This window comes from Flavobacterium limicola (assembly GCF_003634755.1).
In the GTDB taxonomy this organism is placed as follows: domain Bacteria; phylum Bacteroidota; class Bacteroidia; order Flavobacteriales; family Flavobacteriaceae; genus Flavobacterium; species Flavobacterium limicola.
The window spans coordinates 250,534-269,179 of the sequence record NZ_RBXA01000003.1; the positions used below are offsets into that span (position 1 = coordinate 250,534).

The 18,646-nt window shown below is 33.7% G+C and carries 16 protein-coding genes; 6 read left to right on the forward strand and 10 right to left on the reverse strand.

The features are described from left to right. Positions 1 to 4: 4 nt before the first annotated feature. The 5 genes from BC952_RS11135 to pyrE all read right to left on the reverse strand — a co-directional run bounded on the left by BC952_RS11135 (position 5) and on the right by pyrE (position 6,225). Complete coding sequence (locus BC952_RS11135; protein WP_121365725.1) at positions 5 to 1,321, reverse strand: TolC family protein; 1,317 nt, start codon at positions 1,319 to 1,321, stop codon at positions 5 to 7. Positions 1,322 to 1,326: 5 nt separating this feature from the next. Continuing rightward, entirely contained in the window at positions 1,327 to 2,445 is a 1,119-nt protein-coding gene (locus BC952_RS11140) for a beta-barrel domain-containing protein (RefSeq protein ID WP_167445767.1), read from the reverse strand. A 64-nt stretch (positions 2,446 to 2,509) separates the two neighbouring features. Then, positions 2,510 to 4,927, reverse strand: a complete 2,418-nt coding sequence (locus BC952_RS11145; protein ID WP_121365727.1) for an ATP-binding cassette domain-containing protein — start codon at positions 4,925 to 4,927, stop codon at positions 2,510 to 2,512. A gap of 234 nt (positions 4,928 to 5,161) precedes the next feature. Next, on the reverse strand, positions 5,162 to 5,554 hold the full coding sequence (locus tag BC952_RS11150; protein ID WP_121365728.1) for an SRPBCC family protein: 393 nt from the start codon (positions 5,552 to 5,554) through the stop codon (positions 5,162 to 5,164). Positions 5,555 to 5,577: 23 nt separating this feature from the next. Next, a complete protein-coding gene (gene pyrE, locus BC952_RS11155) occupies positions 5,578 to 6,225 on the reverse strand; it encodes an orotate phosphoribosyltransferase (RefSeq protein WP_121365729.1) in 648 nt (215 codons plus the stop codon). 7 nt (positions 6,226 to 6,232) lie between these two features. On the opposite strand from pyrE, the gene BC952_RS11160 reads away from it, so the two are divergent. After that, the gene (locus tag BC952_RS11160) at positions 6,233 to 6,832 is read left to right on the forward strand and encodes an NUDIX hydrolase (RefSeq protein ID WP_091168065.1); all 600 of its coding nucleotides are present in this window, start codon (positions 6,233 to 6,235) and stop codon (positions 6,830 to 6,832) included. 59 nt (positions 6,833 to 6,891) lie between these two features. Here the strand turns inward: BC952_RS11160 and BC952_RS11165 are convergent, their stop codons facing one another. Further along, positions 6,892 to 8,622: a M14 family metallopeptidase gene (locus BC952_RS11165; RefSeq protein ID WP_121365966.1), complete on the reverse strand. Its 1,731-nt coding sequence runs from the start codon at positions 8,620 to 8,622 to the stop codon at positions 6,892 to 6,894. Positions 8,623 to 8,779: 157 nt separating this feature from the next. Here BC952_RS11165 and BC952_RS11170 point away from each other — a divergent pair, with 157 nt between their 5' ends. After that, the gene (locus BC952_RS11170) at positions 8,780 to 10,129 is read left to right on the forward strand and encodes a DEAD/DEAH box helicase (RefSeq protein WP_121365730.1); all 1,350 of its coding nucleotides are present in this window, start codon (positions 8,780 to 8,782) and stop codon (positions 10,127 to 10,129) included. A 152-nt stretch (positions 10,130 to 10,281) separates the two neighbouring features. Here the strand turns inward: BC952_RS11170 and BC952_RS11175 are convergent, their stop codons facing one another. From BC952_RS11175 to BC952_RS11190, 4 genes are all read right to left on the reverse strand, one after another. Beyond that, positions 10,282 to 10,860 (reverse strand): PhnA domain-containing protein, encoded by a 579-nt coding sequence (locus BC952_RS11175; protein WP_121365731.1) that lies wholly within the window; start codon positions 10,858 to 10,860, stop codon positions 10,282 to 10,284. Positions 10,861 to 10,984: 124 nt separating this feature from the next. Further along, positions 10,985 to 11,440: a pantetheine-phosphate adenylyltransferase gene (gene coaD / locus BC952_RS11180; protein WP_113666132.1), complete on the reverse strand. Its 456-nt coding sequence runs from the start codon at positions 11,438 to 11,440 to the stop codon at positions 10,985 to 10,987. Positions 11,441 to 11,485: 45 nt separating this feature from the next. Further along, positions 11,486 to 12,178 carry a DUF421 domain-containing protein gene (locus tag BC952_RS11185; RefSeq protein ID WP_121365732.1) on the reverse strand — a complete coding sequence of 231 codons (693 nt, stop codon included), beginning with the start codon at positions 12,176 to 12,178 and terminating at the stop codon, positions 11,486 to 11,488. A 9-nt stretch (positions 12,179 to 12,187) separates the two neighbouring features. Then, positions 12,188 to 13,162 (reverse strand): D-alanine--D-alanine ligase, encoded by a 975-nt coding sequence (locus BC952_RS11190; protein ID WP_121365733.1) that lies wholly within the window; start codon positions 13,160 to 13,162, stop codon positions 12,188 to 12,190. 218 nt (positions 13,163 to 13,380) lie between these two features. Between BC952_RS11190 and BC952_RS11195 the strand changes: the two genes are divergently transcribed. The 4 genes from BC952_RS11195 to BC952_RS11210 all read left to right on the forward strand — a co-directional run bounded on the left by BC952_RS11195 (position 13,381) and on the right by BC952_RS11210 (position 18,574). Next, positions 13,381 to 14,007, forward strand: coding sequence for a PASTA domain-containing protein (locus tag BC952_RS11195; protein ID WP_121365734.1), 627 nt, complete (start codon positions 13,381 to 13,383; stop codon positions 14,005 to 14,007). Next, entirely contained in the window at positions 13,997 to 15,040 is a 1,044-nt protein-coding gene (locus tag BC952_RS11200) for an RluA family pseudouridine synthase (protein ID WP_121365735.1), read from the forward strand. The genes BC952_RS11195 and BC952_RS11200 overlap by 11 nt, the downstream gene beginning before the upstream one ends. Positions 15,041 to 15,351: 311 nt before the next feature. Further along, complete coding sequence (locus tag BC952_RS11205; RefSeq protein WP_167445769.1) at positions 15,352 to 15,882, forward strand: C40 family peptidase; 531 nt, start codon at positions 15,352 to 15,354, stop codon at positions 15,880 to 15,882. 223 nt (positions 15,883 to 16,105) lie between these two features. Then, positions 16,106 to 18,574: a zinc-dependent metalloprotease gene (locus BC952_RS11210; RefSeq protein ID WP_121365737.1), complete on the forward strand. Its 2,469-nt coding sequence runs from the start codon at positions 16,106 to 16,108 to the stop codon at positions 18,572 to 18,574. The last annotated feature ends 72 nt before the right edge of the window (positions 18,575 to 18,646 follow it).

The following is an 18,646-nucleotide window of genomic DNA, read 5'->3' on the forward strand; positions in this document are numbered from 1 at the left end:
AAATTTATAATACAAAAGGATCGCCTAAATAGAATTTTATTAGCGCATTGTTGTATAGTAACTCATATTTTGATTGGATTAATTCTGCTTGGGAATTATTAAAGTTCATTTTAGTTATATTTAATTCATTGATGTTAATCTTCCCTAATTCAAATTTTAAGGCATCGGCTTCATAACTTTTTTTAGAAAATTCAAAAGCAATTGCGGCTGACTCACTTTTTTTTATGGATGTTTTAGTATCGGTGATGGCCTTTAAAATTTCTTTCGAAAGACGGTTTTGTTCGATTTGAGTTTCTAATTTGGATTGTTTATAGTTGAGTTTACTGATTTTAATTTTTGAAGCATTTTCTGACTGACTAAAAATGGGAATTGATAAATTGAATCGAAGTCCTTTTGAAAGATTGGAATCAAATTGTTCTTTAAATGGCACAAAAGGATCTTTGACAGTATAAAAAGAACCATACGAAAAACGCATGCTTAATGAAGGATATAATAATGCCTTTGAAATGGAAAGTTCATTTCGTGTTTTTTTTTCTTTTAAAACATTCATCAAATAAGAAGGATTTATTTTGACAGCTTTATTAGCCAAAGAAAATTGGTTTTCATTTATTTCTAAATTTTCATAGAGTTCTAAATTAGGTTTTAGTAAGATGATTTCTTTTTCTAAAGAAATATTTATTAATTGCTTTAGACTGATTAAATTATCTGCTAAAGTGTTTTGGTTGGTTAGTAAATTCAATTCCTCAGTGGCTTTTTGGGATTTTATTTTAAACACTTCACTTTCAGATATCACTCCGGAATCAAACTTTAAAACAGCTACTTCCAGTTGTTTTTTACTCGATTTTATTTGTTCCAGATTGGATAAAATAATTTCTTGTAAATATAAAATAGTGATGTATTTCTGGGCAAGATCGATTGTGATTTCATTTTCAATTTTTTTAATATTGACTTCATTTATTTTCATATCCTGTTTAGCTGATTTGATAGAATTTAGGGTCGAAAAACCAGAGAATAAATTATAAGATGCGCCAATATTTCCGGAATAATTTTCTATTTTTTTGTCAACAAATAAATTAGTGTCGGGATCTATTTCTCTACCCCAAGAATTTTTGTTTTCAACCGTTGCATTTATAGAGGGTAATAATTTACCATAGCTGGATTTATATTGATTAGTAGCTATTTCTCCTGAAACGACTGCACTTTTCAGGGATAAATTATTTTTTAATGCTAAATCTAAGCAATCACCAAAAGACATAAAATCCTGTCCAAACAATGAATTTGAAAACATAAGAAACACTACAAAAAAAATGGAATTCTTCATAATGACTAGTTAAGATTACTATCAATTTTGTTGAATAATTTTTTGATGATGTATTGATAAAGCTTCATTTTTTCGATAATCACTTCTCCTTTAAGTTTATAACCTGCTTTTAGGTTAATGTTTGGATTGTACTTTTTTATGTTTGCCAAACAGTAAAATGTTTGATCCACATCCGATGGAGAAACATAGGTAATTGTTCCTTTAATAGCACCAAATCGATAATAATTATAGGCATCTAGTTTCAAATTAATTTCTTGGCCTTTTCTTATGTAGGCAAGGTCTTTTTCATCTAAAATTACTTTTGCGTAAAAGGCTTCTTTTTTTGGGGCAATTATAGTGAGGATATCTCCTTTATTGATAATTTCCAAATTTTGCCTGGCGTTGTAAAGATTAGAAACAGTTCCTTCAATTGGGGATATTACGAGCAATTTACCTAACTCATCGGAAATATAAGTAAGATTGGATTTTCCATCCTTAATTTGTGTTTGAAGTTCAACAATATCACGCAGGTAATTATGAATTTGATTCTCTACATCAATAATGTTGCGCCGCAAATCGTTGTTTGTTTTTTGATAATTATTGGATAAATTTTCAAAATCATAATTCTTTACATCATAGTTAGATTGAATATCCAACTGTCCTTTTTGATCATCTAAATTCCTATTTTTTGTTTCGGTCATTTCATATCTCGAAATGGCGCCTTTAGTATAAAGCATGGAATCAGTTTGGAATTTATTTGTTAAAATTGAAGTTTGTTGTGAGGATAAATTTATTTTAGTATTCAAAGAACTGATTTCCTGTTCTGCTTTTTTACGATCCGTTTTATATATTTTTGATTGGATTTCCAATAATTGTTTTAAAGAGTTTTTGCGATTGATTGTATTGAAAATCAATTTATTTATAATATTTATTTTGTTTTTCATTCCGGAAACATTTGTATTTAAGATGTCATAATCGGATTTGGTTTTTTTATTTTCAAGTACAAAAAGAGTATCTCCTTTTTGTACTTCCTGACCTTCTTTTACTCGAACTTTTAAAACTTTCACCTCATTTGGTGCGTTTATTTTTAGTTGGGGAGTATCAGAAAAGATTTGACCTTCTTTAAAACTTACCGTATCATTCATTTTTATGGTAAAAATTAAAAAGACTATAATTATCAGAAATGCTATCAAAACTCGATTTAGAATTTTAATAAACCGGATCGATTTCGTGTTGTAATAAAAAGAGTTCTCCATTTGCTATTTTATATTTTTTAGAAAAATTGATATTAGTGATGGGTTCGTGAGAAATGATGATATACGTTTTTATAAGGTCTTCATCAATAATCGTTTCTATTTTATTTCTGGATTCGAGATCCATTCCTGAAAGGACTTCATCCAGAATGATAAGTTCAGCATCTGAAAAGAGTGCCCGAAGCAAGAGGATTTTTTTACGTTGCCCAGTGGAAAGATTTTTCCCGTTTTCGTTAATAATAAATTCTAGTCCATCATCTTTTGAAGCTATAAAATCATAAAAATTAATTTGTTTTGCCATATCCAAAATTGCTGTAACGGCTATCTCTTTTCCTAAAATTATGTTGTTTTGAATAGTGTCATTGAATAGAGTATCCTCATTGGTCACTAATAAAATTTTGTCCCGCATTTTATCGTCATTATAAAATTTCTTATCCTTTTCATTTATAAGAATCGAGCCTGAATTGGGATGATAAAGTGTTGTTAATACTTTGCTGAAGGTTGATTTTCCAGAGCCATTTTGTCCCTCTATTTTTATTTTTTCGCCTTTTCGTATTTTTAAATTAATGTCTTTTAATACAAATTCATCGGGTAGATAACCGTAATTCAGATTCTGAAATTCAATTTTTTCAATGTTGAAGTCCTGAATTCCTTTTTTAGAGACTTTTTTTGTTTTTTCATCAAAATCCAAATATCTCTTTAGGATGACTTCGTTCTCCTGAAGTGTCAGATTGTCATCTAAAATACCTTTCAAAGAAGAAAATATTTTTGAAGAAAGTGCTATAAAAGTCACAATTTGGCCCAATGTAATTATTTGAGTTTCAATAGCTGATTTTGTCAAAAATAAAATGATAAAAATCGTGGAAACAATTACTATCAGGGCAACAACAATTTTATTTAATAAATCAATGTATCCGTTTCTAAGCTGAATTTTTAAATATTCATTGATGCTTATGAAAATTTTATTGGAATGAAAACGTTCTATTTTAAAACTTTTAATAACCTGTATTCCATCAATTTTCTCCATCATTTTAGAAAGAAAATCGGCTTTGCGAATGTAGCGCAGTCTTTCATTTTGCTTTAAATAAGGTGTAATGAATTTGAACCAAAGAAAAAATAAAATCATTACACCCAATACGATTAATGTTAACGTTTTATCTATGAAAAATAAAATGCATAACGAATAAATAGACACGCTTACATCCACTAATATATTAGTGAAAAACTTCATGAAAAAGCTTTTTAGTTTCAGCGAATCACTCACGCGCTCCATTAAATCCCCTTTTTTGTAGGAGTGAATATAGGAAAGGGATGAATTATTTATTTTTTTGTCGAAAGAAAATAGAAAATATTTGTCTAAAGCATTTCCTAAATGAATCCCCACAAAGTTTTTATAGACCGTCGTAAAAATGTCGAAAATTTTATAAATTCCTAAACCTGCAGCAAACAAAACCAGCGTATTCAAATTATAGGTTGGCAGGACATTGTCAATCATAATTTGATTGGTAAAGACTGCAATTTGAGCGGTTGCTGCTGAAAACAAAGCCGCAAAAATATAGATGTACCAAAGTTTTTTATATTCCCCTAATTGTTTGAATAATTGCCAATATAAACTTCCGTTTTCCTCTTCGGGATAGGATTGCAGCGTGTCTTTTTCTTCTTCTATTGCTTTTACCACAAGAATCAAAGGAGAATTGTTTTTTATCTTTCCTTTTTCTAATTCCAGTATTTTAAAACTATTTGGGACACTGGAAATTTCTTGGTTTTTTAGTAAATCGGTTAGAAAATTCCTTTCTGCTAGCAGGTCTTTAAAACCAAAACTGTCTTTTAAATATTTAAAGTAAGTGAGCTTATTGAAAAGGACCGCATGACCATTTTCAATTAAGGTATTCTCAAAATTAATTTGATAATCTGATAAATCCTGTGAACAGATTGCTATTATTTTATCTTCAGTATCTGCTAGATCCCAGTGATTTTTGTTGAAATAAGATTTTTTTTTCATCTCCTGTAGAGACAAATAGTATTGACTTCCTTTGCTAGGGTCATATACTTTTAGGCGGTTATTTTTTATATCATTCACCACAATATAATGTAGGCCGTTTTTATTTTCAATAGGTAAAATAAAAGGGAATAATTCTTGTAAACTTGTCTCATTCCCTCCAATATGATTAATATCAAATAGTTTGAATTGAGCCATAAATCCATTTGAATTCAAGAAGTTTTTGATATCCGAAATCCGTGATCCTTTTTCTTCTAATGGAACATTTTGCTCTATATATTTTCGAGAAATTTTCCTTTCGTAAATATTAAAAATAGTTTTAATTGCGCTAATTCCGCAATCGTTGCTCTTTAATTGGGGATCAGTAATTGGCATGGATCATGTTATTTTTTATCTCTGGTTATGGGGCTAACTGGAGTTTAAATTATTATTAACTATTTAATAATCAGTAATTTACTAACATTAAACGAGTAATATAATTTTTTTCCATAACGAACCCAAAAAGACGATAAAATGACATTTGTTGCCTTTTATGTATAAAAAAAGTCTCTTGGTTTTCACCAAAAGACTTTTGTAATATTATTTTATTGTTACTATTTAAATAACTTTTTACAATTTATTCATATTGCCAGCTAAAGTTTCGATAAATTTTCCAATTGGACCTTTTATCATCATAGCCATCATAGGATTGAAATCACCTTCAAAATCAAGTTTTACATCACTTGAAGTTTCAGATACAGCATCAATATTTGCTATCAATGTAAACGGTAATTTATCACTTGCAGCGCCCAGAACTACTTTGGTTGGAGCCACTTTCTCTTTCATTTTCAATTTTATTTCCGGCATCCCTTTTAAACCAAAAATAAATGCGTCGTCACCAATAACTTCAAATTTAGCAATGTTATCAGGCATTAATTTTTGAAAATTTTTAACATCACTCAATAAATCAAACATTTCTTGAGCTGGTTTTTGAACAGTAACTTTTGGACTTTCTAAGTTCATGGTTTTTATTTTTATTTTTTAATTTAGACTTCAGTATTCCAAGTAGACGGACTTGAATTCCATTCTCTTAGTGTTAATTCTTCATCCTCAGAGATATATCTTTTAGCAACCGCTAAATTCAATAAGTTTGGATAATTACTTAAAGTAAATAAATCAACATTTGCGTTTTTGAAATTTTCTTCTGCAACATCAAAGCCGTAAGTAAAGATGGCAGCCATACCTTTGACATTGGCTCCCGCTTCACGCAAAGCTTCAACAGCAAGTAAACTACTGTTTCCCGTACTGATTAAATCTTCTACAACGACTACATTTTGTCCTTTTTGTAAAAAACCTTCTACTTGATTTAGTCTGCCATGTTTCTTAGGTTCAGGGCGTACATATACAAATGGCAGCCCCATACTTTCCGCTACCAGCATACCAATTCCTATTGCTCCAGTGGCAACACCGGCAATAACATCTGGTTTACCAAATTGTTTTTCAATATTCTTGGAAAATTCATCCCGAATATAATTTCTTACAGCTGGAAATGAGAGGATTAATCGGTTATCACAATAAATAGGTGATTTCCATCCAGAAGCCCATGTAAAAGGATTTCCTGGATTCAATTTAATTGCATTTATTTGCAAAAGAAATTCGGCTGTTTTTTCGGCGGTATCTTTATTAAAAATCATACTACAAATGTATAAAGTTTTTGTTAACGACAAACCACTTTTTTTGACAAATCATATCTCTAAGGAGACAGATTTTCAATTATTTCTATTAGAAAGTATTGACATAGAGCAACTTATAGTTAAAATCTTTCAAAATAAAATTCAAAAAGCGTACTTATATCATGCTGATGAAAGCGTTATTATGAAGACTTTGAAAGCAAAAATTCCTGTTTGCAAAGCGGGAGGAGGCTTGGTGTATAATAAAAAAGGTGAAGTCCTATTCATTTTTAGAAACGGAAAATGGGATTTACCCAAAGGCGGTATCAAAAAAGGAGAGGAAATTGAGGATACTGCTGTGCGTGAAGTAGAGGAGGAGACAGGGGTAAATGGGCTGTCAATATCTCACAAACTTCAAAAAACATATCATGTTTTTAGGCGTAATGGAAAATATAAGTTGAAAATCACACATTGGTTCGAAATGCAAACTAATTTTGATGGTACACTTCAAGGACAATTAGAAGAAGGAATCGAAAAAGTAGCCTGGTTAAATCCAGAACAAATTCAAGGTGCTTTAAAAAATTCCTATGAAAACATAAAATTATTGTTTGAAGAGGAAAAAATTATATAAAAGAAATGCCCCCAGAAAGTCAACACTATTTGGGGGCATTTCTTAAAAAAAAGGAGTTTTTATTTTAAAATACGATAGACTGGATATTGTAAATGCGCCTTTTCATAATAAACCGACTGTTTGTAAATCCAGTCGAGTTGCGCTTCCGGATTATTGATAAAATTTACATCGCTTTGTTTTTTCAAATCAAATTCGGCTTTTAATTTTGGATTTTCTTTCAAAATTTGTGTTGCTGAATCTTCAAAAACATAATCAGAATAACCTTCTTTTTGTTGCAACATCGTATCGAAAAAGTTCCAGTTGAAAAAAGAATCGATTGCCTCCGGTTCTAAAGTTTCCAATAAATATTTGATTCCTTTTTGTTGTGTAGGAATAACGTAATCTCCTTTAGCGAAAGCCACTTTTTCCATTTTAGAAGTTACCGAAGTGTTTCGGTGCAAATAATGGCCTTCATAAGCTGAATTTACCGTTTTGAAATCTGCAATTCTGTAGCTTTCGACTTCAATTATGGTGTCTTTTTTTAGTTGGGTATAAGTAATCGTATTACTTTTTAATAAATCGATTACTGGCCAAAATCCCCTTGGAATGATATACGCTTCCGGAATGATTATCTCTTTTACAGATTTAAATTCCTTGCTGTACGGAATGTCTTTTTTGAATGGTTTTGTACGGTCATAATATAAGCGATTTCCTGATGTGACATCACTTTTTTTGTAACTGGCTTGATAGCCTAAAAACGAAAAAGGAACCGTTTTGGTACTGTCTATTTCCCATTTAATGGTGTACGATTTCTTTGGTTGATACTGCTCTTCATTTTTCAATCGCAGTTGTTTTATTTTTTTGTAATTAGCATCTGTAAAATCGATTGCGGAACGCATGTATTCATACGTCACTTTCACGCGATCGGCATATTTTTTAAGCATGTGTGTTTCCACCACAAATCCAATAGTATTAAACAATGATGTGTAACCTGTTGCAAATCGTGGGCTTTCAAAAAACTGACCAAAACCTTTATCTGGTGTGTCCTGAAAAGCATTTACATAAGGTGTGGTTTCGATGTTCTTTTTTTGTAAATCTTTGACTAAAGCCGGCATCATTTCAGTATTTAAAAAATCACCTAAAACAGTTCCCAATTTATTATGTTGGGTCATAATATAGGTGAGTTTGTATTGATAATCTGCGCCATTGCTAACGTGATTATCAATAAAAACATCGGCATTTATTTTATGAAATATTTCCACAAAACTTTTGGTATTTCTGGTATCTGATTTAATAAAATCCCGATTCAAATCATAGTTTCTGGCGTTGCCACGAAAGCCATAGATTTCTGGTCCGTCCTGATTGGCTCTTGAAGTGGAGTTTCTGTTTAAAGCGCCGCCAATATTATACACTGGAATACAAACAATAACCGTGTTTTTTGGCGGTTTTATTTTGCCTAGGGCTAAATCTCTAAACAATTGCATTGAAGCATCAATTCCGTCCGGTTCACCTGCGTGAATGCCGTTGTTAAGTAATATCACTGCTTTGTTTTTTTGGATGGCCCCAAAGTCAAATTGCTTTTCAGGATTAAAAACAACCATGTGCAACGGTTCGCCGCTGTCTGTCAGTCCCATTTTCTGCATTTCAATAGTAGGAAAATCATCCGCCAGAAGTTTGTAATACGCGATTGTTTCTTGATAAGACGCCGATTGGTTTCCATTGCCTTTTTCGAAAAAAGTATCGTATTTATTCGTTTTTTGAGCAAATGAACTGATGGAGAATAGTAAAAAAAGGAATGTGAAAAGTCTCATATTTCGGTTTTTAAATGGAATTTCAAATGTAGCTTTTTTTAGATAACTGTAGAAATGAATGTAATAAAAGGAATTTTCCGATTGAAAAAGAATGAAATTTGATAATTCAAAATTCATAACTCACAATTAAAAATTACCTTTGCACCAAATTGAAAAAATGAATAAGAAACACCATTCCAACAATATACTTTTGAATTTAGGTATCGAAAGCCTGAATGAAATGCAGGAAGTAGCACAAGATACGATCCTGAATGACAATAATGTTTTATTGCTTTCACCAACAGGTTCCGGGAAAACTTTGGCTTTTTTGTTGCCCATTCTAGAAATGTTACAGCCTGAAATTCAATCGGTTCAATGTTTGATTTTAGTTCCATCACGTGAATTAGGATTGCAGATTGAGCAGGTTTGGAAAAAAATGGGAACTGATTATAAAGTAAATGTATGTTACGGCGGGCATTCCATTGATACTGAAATCAAGAATTTAAGCAATCCTCCAGCAGTTTTAATTGGAACTCCGGGAAGAATTGCCGATCATATCGACAGAGGAACTTTCCGAGTGGATAAAATTCAAACCTTGATTTTGGATGAATTCGATAAATCCTTGCAATTGGGTTTCCATGAGCAAATGTCATTTATCATTGGGAAATTAACAAAACTGAATAAACGCGTTTTGGTTTCGGCCACTTCAGATATTGAGATTCCAAAATATACAAGAGTTGTAAACCCAACTATTTTAGATTTTATTCCAGAAAACGTGGAAGAAACGAATCTTTCCATGAAAATGGTGGTTTCGAAAGAAAAAGACAAAATTGGAAGTTTGTTCAACTTGATTTGTTCGTTGAAATCACAATCTGCTATTGTTTTTTGCAACCATCGTGATGCTGCAGAACGTATCAGCGATACATTGAATGAAAAAGGAATTTATGCCACGTATTATCATGGCGGAATGGATCAGGACGAAAGAGAACGCGCGCTAATCCAGTTTAGAAACGGAAGTGTGAGTTATCTAATCACAACTGATTTGGCTGCTCGTGGACTTGATATTCCTGAAATGAATCATGTTATTCATTATCATTTGCCGTCTAAAGAAGACGAATTTACGCATAGAAACGGACGTACAGCGCGTATGTTGGCTTCTGGAACTGCCTATATAATTGCTCATGAAAGTGAGAAAAAAATGGATTATATTGATTACGGAATGGAAGCTTTGAAAGTTGAAAACTCCACTTCTTTACCAAAACCGCCTGAATTTCAAACTATTTACATCAGTGGCGGGAAGAAAAATAAACTGAATAAAATTGATATTGTAGGTTTCTTTTCCCAAAAAGGAAAGCTGGAAAAAGGCGATTTAGGTTTAATCGAAGTGAAAGATTTTATCTCATTTGCTGCAGTGAAATTCAATAAAGTTAAAGATTTGCTTCATGCCATTAAAGACGAAAAAATGAAAGGCAAGAAATTTAAAATCGAAGTGGCCCGAAAAGTGATTAAGAAAGAAGAGGAAAATTAGTGTTCAGTTTTCAGTTTCTAGTGAGCAGTAAAAAATACATTATGCCAATAAAAAAATCGTTAACTGTAAATTTAATTACTGTTAACGATTTCTTGTTATAAATAAGCCACTGATCACTAATCCCGAAGTGTTTGGACTGCAAACTAATTTGACTATGTTTTCTTAACGTATTGCGTAATAATTACAATAGTCTGACCATCTACTTTTCCTTCAATATATTCCGCATTTTCATGATCTAAGCGAATGTTACGCACTGCAGTTCCCTGTTTTGCAACCATGCTGGAACCTTTTACTTTTAAATCTTTGATTAAAACGACTGAATCTCCAATTTCAAGAATCACTCCGTTGCTGTCACGGTGTATAATTTTATTTTCATCATCTTCTCCTTCACCAGTTGCCTGAGCCCATGCTAAAGTATCTTCATCAAAATACATTTGCTCCAACAATTCTTGAGGCCAACCATTTTTACGTAAACGGCTTAACATTCTCCAAGAAACAACTTGTACTGGAATATGTTCGCTCCACATACTATCATTCAAACATCTCCAGTGGTTTAAATCCTCATGTCCTGCATTTTCCATTTGATCAATACAAGTACTGCAAGCCATGATGCTTTCATCTACACCACCTTTTTTTATAGGAAGTACTTCATACACTTTTAGGTTTTCTGTTGCACCACAAAGTTCACATTTAGATCCGCTGCGTTTACTTAATTCTCTTTCTATACTCATGTTTAATGGCTTTTATTTTTGGTGAAAGTACGGCTTAACAGCGCTTTCCACAAATTTTATTGTTGTTTAGTTTTAATCTACAGTTAATGACCGAAAACTGCGACTGACCACTGAATACTTATCACTATTTTACTCGAACTGCATCTGGAACTAGCATTTCATATTGTCCTCCGTTACGGATTACATCTCTCACGATGCTGGAGCTGATATACGAGGTTTTTGCTGCGGTCAATAAAAACACAGTTTCTATTTTTGATAAGCGACGATTGGTATGGGCGATTGCTTTTTCAAATTCGAAGTCAGCGGGATTGCGCAGACCACGCAGGATGAAATCGGCTTTTATCTTATGGCACAAATCGATTGTCAGACCTTCATAAGTTATTACTGAAACTTTAGGTTCGTTTTTAAAGGTCTCTTCAATAAAACGCTTTCTGTCTTCCAGCGAAAACATGTATTTTTTTTCGGCATTGATACCAATGGCAATTACGATTTCATCAAATAAAGAAATGCTTCTCTTGATGATGTCTTCATGTCCTAAAGTGATTGGGTCAAATGATCCCGGAAATATGGCTTTTCTCATTTTATCAGATAGATTTAAAATCGAATCGATTTTCTTTGGGTTGAACTACGTTTTTCTGATTGTATTTATTGCTTCGACCCATTCAAATTTTTCACAGACTTTGCATTCCGCATTTCCTGGTTTTTGACTTTGTGTATTTCCGCAAAAGGTGCAGGAATAAATACCTTCTGCGGGAATCGTTTTACTTTTTGTATCAAATAAAAAAGGTAGGATTGGTAAGCCTGGTTGGACTTCTTTATCCTCGTAATAAAAAACACTGATTTCGCCACTGGTTTCCATGAATGCATTTTTCACTTGTCCTAAATGCTCTATTGATTTCAAACGGAGTTCTGAAAAGAATTCATCTTGAGCCAGACTTTCCTTTTTGAAAGTAGCAATAGAAAATTTCCCTTCGCTGATAATGCATTCCGTTTTACCTTCTATAAACTCTTCAAATCGTTTACTTTTCCCAGTGAGCCAAGTCACTAATCGGTACAAAAGAATAATGACCAGAAATACGGTTATGGGTGGAATGATTCCGACTTCTTCATAAAACATTGGATCTCCCGCAGCTGATCCTAAAGCAATAATGATTACTGTTTCAAAAACAGATAATTGCTTCACGCCACGTTTTCCAGCTACTTTTAATGTCAACAACAAAACTATAAACATTATGGTAGAACGGAAAATGACTTCTAAAAGAAAGGATTCTGGCAAATCATTGTACAATAATCGGTTCCATTCAAAGATTTCGGTCATAATGGGAAGTTAGTTATTTAAAGCCAATTCTATTGCATTTGAAAACAAATCCTCCAATGAAATTCCCGCTGCTTTGGCTTGCTGCGGAATCAAGCTTTCCGTGGTTAATCCCGGAATGGTGTTCATTTCCAACATATGCGGTTCTCCGTTTACTAATATAAATTCACTTCTGGAGAAACCTCTCATTTTGAGCACTTCGTAGGCGCGTTTGGCTATTTCACTGACTTTTTGGGTCATTTCCTCCGAGATTCTAGCTGGTGTTATTTCTTGTGATTTACCTAAATATTTGGCTTCATAGTCGAAGAAATCATTATCAGAAACGATTTCAGTTATTGGTAAAACGGTTACTTTTCCTTTGTAATTAATAACTCCAACTGAAACTTCTGTTCCATCCAGGAAGCTTTCGATGATGATTTCGTTGTCTTCTTTGTAAGCGACTTCTATTGCGATTGGCAATTCAGCAGCTGTTTTAACTTTGGAAATTCCAAAACTTGAACCTGCTTTATTTGGTTTTACAAAACAAGGTAAACCAACTTTAGCGACAATTTCATCCGTATTGATAACATCGCCTTTATTTAAGTAATAGGACGTGGCGGTTTTTATGCCGTATGGTTTTAGAACCGATAATAAATCACGTTTGTTGAACGTTAAAGCCGCTTGGTAATAATCGCAGGAAGTTTGCGGAATATGCAATAATTCGAAATACGCCTGCATCAATCCATCTTCGCCGGGAGTTCCGTGGATGGCATTGAAAACACAGTCGAAAGTGATTTTGTTACCATCAACAGTTACTGAAAAATCATTTTTATCGATAGGGAATTCGGAGTCGTTAGCATCAACATAGACCCATTTTTCTTTGAAAATATGGATTCGGAATCCGTTGAATTTCGTTTTGTCCAGAAATTGATATACGACGTTTCCGCTGATGAGTGAGATTTTATACTCGCTGGAATATCCGCCCATGATGATGGCAATGTTTTTCATTTTGTATCGTTTTGTTCTTAGTTGTTCGAATAAATAATAAGGTGTTTTTAGCACTAGATTCTAGCCCCGATAGTAGTGGAAATCCTTTTTATCAGCCTTTTCGGCGGATAAAAAGATTGCAACGGATAGCGGGAAATAGCTCCAAAAAGCATTAAACAAAATTATCATTTTTTTTGGAACGAAATAGCTTTATCTTTGCCGCATATAAAAATAAATTTATGAGTTTACGTAAGTATCTTACCAGCCGTGTGTTTTTTGTACAAGTATTAATTGCGATTGCCATTATTGCTGCTTTGGGCTATTTGTTTATGCATTGGTTGACTTTTACAACAGATCATGGACATGAAATTGAAGTTCCCAATTTGAGTAAATTGACTGAAGAGCAAGTGGAGGAAAAACTGGATGAGTTGGATTTAGATTATGTGCTTTTGGATAGTGTGGATTATAGAAGTGATTTTCCGCAATACAGTGTGGTTGAGCAAGATCCAACGCCGGGTACAAAGGTAAAAGTAGGAAGAAAAATATACATAAAAATAAATACTTCAGGATTTTCATCCGTACGAATTCCTGAATTAGTAAATAAAACATATCGTGAAGCGGTGCCGACTTTGAAAGCTTTAGGACTTGAAGAAGGATCGGTTACGTATGTTCCAAATCTTGGAAAAGATATGGTATTGGAAATGCGTTTCAAAGGAAGAAACCTGAAAGCAGGGGATAGAGTCTTGAAATCATCCAAAATTGATTTGGTTTTAGGAGACGGAAAAATGAGTTATGAAGAAGAAGAAAAGGCAGCAGATACGCTTGCAGCACCAATAGAAGAAGAAATACCAGTTGATGAACAATAATATAGATACAATAGATTTAGAAGACGAGTTATTTGAACATTTCAGGTTTGAAGTTCCCAAAGGCCAAGCTTCCTTGCGAATTGATAAATACTTGATGAGCCTTATTCAAAATGCGACTCGCAACAAAATACAAACTGCAGCTACCGAAGGAAATATTTTTGTAAACGACGCAACTGTAAAGTCGAATTACAAAGTGAAAGCCAATGATGTGGTTCGGGTTATGCTTACGCATCCTCCTTATGAAAACCATATTATTCCGGAGAATATTCCGCTTGATATTGTGTATGAAGACGATACTTTATTGTTGATAAATAAATTGCCAGGAATGGTGGTGCATCCCGGTCACGGGAATTACACCGGAACTTTAGTGCATGCGTTGGCGTATCATTTTGATAATTTGCCAATGAACAGCAGCGAACGTCCCGGATTAGTGCATCGAATTGATAAAGACACGTCGGGTTTATTGGTGATTGCCAAAACGGAAGCGGCGATGACGCATCTGGCCAAACAATTTGAAGCGAAAACTTCCGAAAGAGAGTATGTGGCTTTGGTTTGGGGAAATGTCGTGGCTGATAAAGGAACGATTGAAGGAAACTTAGCAAGACACTTGAAAGATCGTATGCAAATGGCGGTTTTTGCTGATCCGGAAATAGGGAAACCTGCCGTGACGCATTACAAAGTGTTGGAACGTTTTGGATACGTTACGTTAATTTCGTGCCAACTGGAAACTGGAAGAACACATCAGATTCGTGCGCATTTAAAACACATAGGACATCCTTTATTTAATGACGAGCGTTATGGTGGCCATTTGATTTTAAAAGGAACTACGTTTACAAAATACAAGCAGTTTATTGACAACTGTTTCAAAGCTTTGCCAAGACAGGCTTTACACGCCAAAACATTAGGTTTTGTGCATCCTACAACCGGTGAGATGATGCGTTTTGATACGGAACTTCCGCAGGATTTGCAGGACTGCATCGAGAAATGGAGAGGATATTCAAAATCCCATGGTACAGACGAAGTAGAAGAATAAAAATATTAAAAGTCCCGAATTGGGGCTTTTTTTGTGAAAACTAATTTGTATTATATGTATTTAAAGACACACAAAGATTGTTATACTATAGGTTTTTTGGTATGTTTATTGTTTGTCTTTTAACTTTTGGCCTTTTCCCTTCGTTATCATTTCAAATGATATAAATTAGTTAGATTTGTAAAGGTGAACTTTTTGGGATTCCATAATCTTACTGTTTCAATTATGAAATACAGAAACAGGGATTCCCATCATATAAACTTAAAGGATGCTAATTTAATTTTGTCACTATGAAATTTAAAAATATAAATACCATGAAATTGACACTGTTTATTGGTTTATCGGTACTTGTTTTAGGCAGTATTGCGTATGGTGCATTTAAATCAGTTAAATTTTCTCCTCAAAAAAATGAAATTACTGTCACTAAGACATTTGTAAATCCGATTGAAAATGATGATTCCTTAGGAGATAGAATTGTGAGCTACGGAATGGAATTTTTGGGTACGCCTTATGTAGCAGCTGGTTGTAGCAAGGATGGTTTTGACTGTTCCGGTTTTGTATACTTTGTATATAATCATTTCAAAATTCAGGTTCCACGCAGTTCTTCACAGTTTGAAAATTTTGGCAAAGAAATCCCAATTTCAGATGTGAAAAAAGGAGATATTCTGTTGTTTTTGAGTCCTACCAGAAATGTTATCGGTCATTTGGGCATTGTAACAAATCCAAAAGGAATGGAAAGTGATTTTATTCATTCTACCTCAGGTCGAGAAATGAAAGTGGTGATTACTAGCTTAAAAAAGCCTGGTTATACACGTAGATTCGTAAAAGCAATACGTGTTTTGTAGATAATTTTTTTTTTGAAATTCAGAATTTATTAACTTAAAGTAAATAGTTTTAGACTAAAACCAAATCTGGTAGGTTGTATTTTATAGTGCAAAATTATCGATAATAAAAAGAAAAATACTAAATTGAATTGTTGTTAATTAAAAGTTAAACCAATGAATACTATTCAATTTGTAGGCTCTAAAAATTATTTTTGGTATTGATTAACCACTAAATAACTACTAAATGAAGAAATTTTTCATTTTAACAGCAATTGCTGCGGCAATGCTTGTGCCTACCACTCAATTTGCACAATCGAAAAGGAAAAAAGATAAAAATGCTGTAGTAGTTCCGCCACCGGAAAAGAAACCGGAAGCCACGATTAAGGAATACAGCAAGGTCATTACTAAAGATGCTATTTCTGACGATGGATTATTTATTGTTCATAAAGTGGATAAAAAATATTTCTTCGAAATTCCCAATAAATACTTGAATAAAGACATGCTTTTGGTAAGTCGGTTAGCAAAACTTCCAGCTAATTTAGGCGGTGGATACGTGAATGCAGGTTCTGAGACGAACGAGCAATTGATTGTTTGGGAGCGTTTTCAAGATAAAATCCTGATCAAATTAAAGTCATTCAGTGCCGTGGCTAATGACAGTTTACCTATCAGTATTTCGGTAAAATCCAATAATTATGAGCCTACATTATTTGCTTTTGATATTGTAGCGTTCAGCAAAGATTCGGCAAATACGGTAATCGATGTAACTAAATTTTATGCCACAGATGTGAAATCAATTAGTGGTTTATCTGCTGATATGAGAGAAACCTACAAAGTAAAAGGACTGGATGAATCCCGTAGTTTTATCAATACAATGAAAAGTTTCCCCATGAATATTGAAGTAATTCAGGATTTTACCTATAACGCTTCAAAACCGCCGGTTCAGGCAGATTCAGAAACAATCAGTATCCAGATGAATCAATCGATGATTTTATTGCCTGAAAAACCAATGCAACCCCGATTAGCAGATCCGCGAGTGGGCTGGTTTACGATGAATCAAATTGATTATGGAAGTAACGAATTAAAATCCGACAGTAAAACCTACATCCGCCGTTGGAAATTAGAACCCAAAGATCCTGTCGCTTACGCAAAAGGCGTATTGGTAGAACCGATTAAACCTATTGTTTACTATTTAGATCCTGCCACGCCAGAAAAATTGCGCAAGTACATCAAGCAAGGAATTGAAGATTGGCAGAAACCTTTTGAAACTGCTGGTTTTAAAAATGCAATTATCGCTAAAGATGCTCCAACTAAAGAACAAGATCCTGATTTTAGCCCAGAAGATATTCGGTATTCGGTGATTCGTTACGTGGCGAGTACGACACGAAATGCGGTTGGGCCAAGTGTTTCTGATCCTAGAACAGGAGAAATTATTGAGAGTGATGTGATTTGGTACCACAACCATTTGCGTTCGTACAGAAATCGGTATTTGTTAGAAACTGGAGCAGCAAATCCTTCAGCAAGAACATTAAATACAACTGATGAAGAAATGGGTGAAATGATGCGTATGGTTATTGCACATGAAGTGGGACATGCTCTTGGTTTTCCTCACAATATGGGAGCAAGTTGCGCTTATGACACTGAAGATTATAGAAATGGCGATTTTACTCAGAAAAACGGAATAGCCGCGAGTTTGATGGATTATGCCCGTTTTAATTACATCGCACAACCCGGAGATAAAAACGTGCGTTTCATTCGTCAAATGGGTCCTTACGATCATTACGCCACCAATTGGGGTTACAGATTCATTCCAAATATGACTTCGCCAGAAGCTGAAGTATCCACATTAGACAAATGGATTATGGAAAAAGCGGGAAATCCAATCTATAAATTTGGATCGCAAAGTAGCAGTTTTGACCCGACTTCACAAACAGAAGATATCGGGAATAATTCGATGAAAGCGGGTTCGTACGGACTTAAAAACTTGCAATACGTAGCGGCTCATTTACCGGAATGGACGAGTGATGTCACTAATAATTATGAGGATTTAGAAGAGTTGTACGAAGAAATGTTGGGCGTTTGGAGTAGGTATGTAGGTCATGTAGTCACTAATGTTGGCGGCGTTTATGAAGCGACCAAAAAACCAAATCAAAAAGGAAGTATTTATGATATTGTACCTAAAGCAAAACAGCAAGAAGCGATGCAATGGTTGCAAGCGAATGCATTTGCTTCTCCAACGTGGTTGGTGAATGTAGCTACATTAAAAAACATAAATTATGCAGGGTACACAGAACGTTTCCGAAACTTGCAAGCAAGGCATTTAAATAGTGTATTGAGTTTTGAGCGCCTTGGTCGATTAATGGATGCAGAAATAATGGGAGCTACTAATTATAAAGCTTTGGATTTATTGGGTGACATGCGCAAAGGAATTTGGAAAGAGGCTAGTTTACCATCAAACGTGACGATTTATAGAAGAAATTTGCAAAGAGCATACATCGAAAGAATGGCGTATTTGATGAAAGAAGAAATTAAATCCGGTCGTCCATCTGATTTTTACAATGTGGCTCAATCTGACTTGAGAGGATTGGTGAGAGGTGAGTTGAACGCTTTAAGAACGACTTTGGCAGTTGCTAAAACCAGAGCTATAAATGCAGAAACCAAATACCATTATGAGGATGCGATTAAAAGAATTGAATTGATTTTAAATCCAAAATAATCAGAATGTAAATATTGTTTTACCAAAAAAATCCGCTTTCATAGCGGATTTTTTGTGTTATAAAAATAAATC

What these genes read in the sequence shown, in the direction of transcription:
- BC952_RS11160 (WP_091168065.1), top strand. Translation starts at nt 6,233, where the DNA reads ATGTATAAAGTTTTTGTTAACGACAAACCACTTTTTTTGACAAATCAT.
- BC952_RS11150 (WP_121365728.1), bottom strand. Translation starts at nt 5,554, where the DNA reads ATGAACTTAGAAAGTCCAAAAGTTACTGTTCAAAAACCAGCTCAAGAA.
- coaD (WP_113666132.1), bottom strand. Translation starts at nt 11,440, where the DNA reads ATGAGAAAAGCCATATTTCCGGGATCATTTGACCCAATCACTTTAGGA.
- BC952_RS11205 (WP_167445769.1), top strand. Translation starts at nt 15,352, where the DNA reads ATGAAATTGACACTGTTTATTGGTTTATCGGTACTTGTTTTAGGCAGT.
- BC952_RS11200 (WP_121365735.1), top strand. Translation starts at nt 13,997, where the DNA reads ATGAACAATAATATAGATACAATAGATTTAGAAGACGAGTTATTTGAA.
- BC952_RS11195 (WP_121365734.1), top strand. Translation starts at nt 13,381, where the DNA reads ATGAGTTTACGTAAGTATCTTACCAGCCGTGTGTTTTTTGTACAAGTA.
- BC952_RS11135 (WP_121365725.1), bottom strand. Translation starts at nt 1,321, where the DNA reads ATGAAGAATTCCATTTTTTTTGTAGTGTTTCTTATGTTTTCAAATTCA.
- BC952_RS11175 (WP_121365731.1), bottom strand. Translation starts at nt 10,860, where the DNA reads ATGAGTATAGAAAGAGAATTAAGTAAACGCAGCGGATCTAAATGTGAA.
- BC952_RS11190 (WP_121365733.1), bottom strand. Translation starts at nt 13,162, where the DNA reads ATGAAAAACATTGCCATCATCATGGGCGGATATTCCAGCGAGTATAAA.
- pyrE (WP_121365729.1), bottom strand. Translation starts at nt 6,225, where the DNA reads ATGATTTTTAATAAAGATACCGCCGAAAAAACAGCCGAATTTCTTTTG.
- BC952_RS11170 (WP_121365730.1), top strand. Translation starts at nt 8,780, where the DNA reads ATGAATAAGAAACACCATTCCAACAATATACTTTTGAATTTAGGTATC.
- BC952_RS11185 (WP_121365732.1), bottom strand. Translation starts at nt 12,178, where the DNA reads ATGACCGAAATCTTTGAATGGAACCGATTATTGTACAATGATTTGCCA.
- BC952_RS11210 (WP_121365737.1), top strand. Translation starts at nt 16,106, where the DNA reads ATGAAGAAATTTTTCATTTTAACAGCAATTGCTGCGGCAATGCTTGTG.
- BC952_RS11140 (WP_167445767.1), bottom strand. Translation starts at nt 2,445, where the DNA reads ATGAATGATACGGTAAGTTTTAAAGAAGGTCAAATCTTTTCTGATACT.
- BC952_RS11165 (WP_121365966.1), bottom strand. Translation starts at nt 8,622, where the DNA reads ATGAGACTTTTCACATTCCTTTTTTTACTATTCTCCATCAGTTCATTT.
- BC952_RS11145 (WP_121365727.1), bottom strand. Translation starts at nt 4,927, where the DNA reads ATGCCAATTACTGATCCCCAATTAAAGAGCAACGATTGCGGAATTAGC.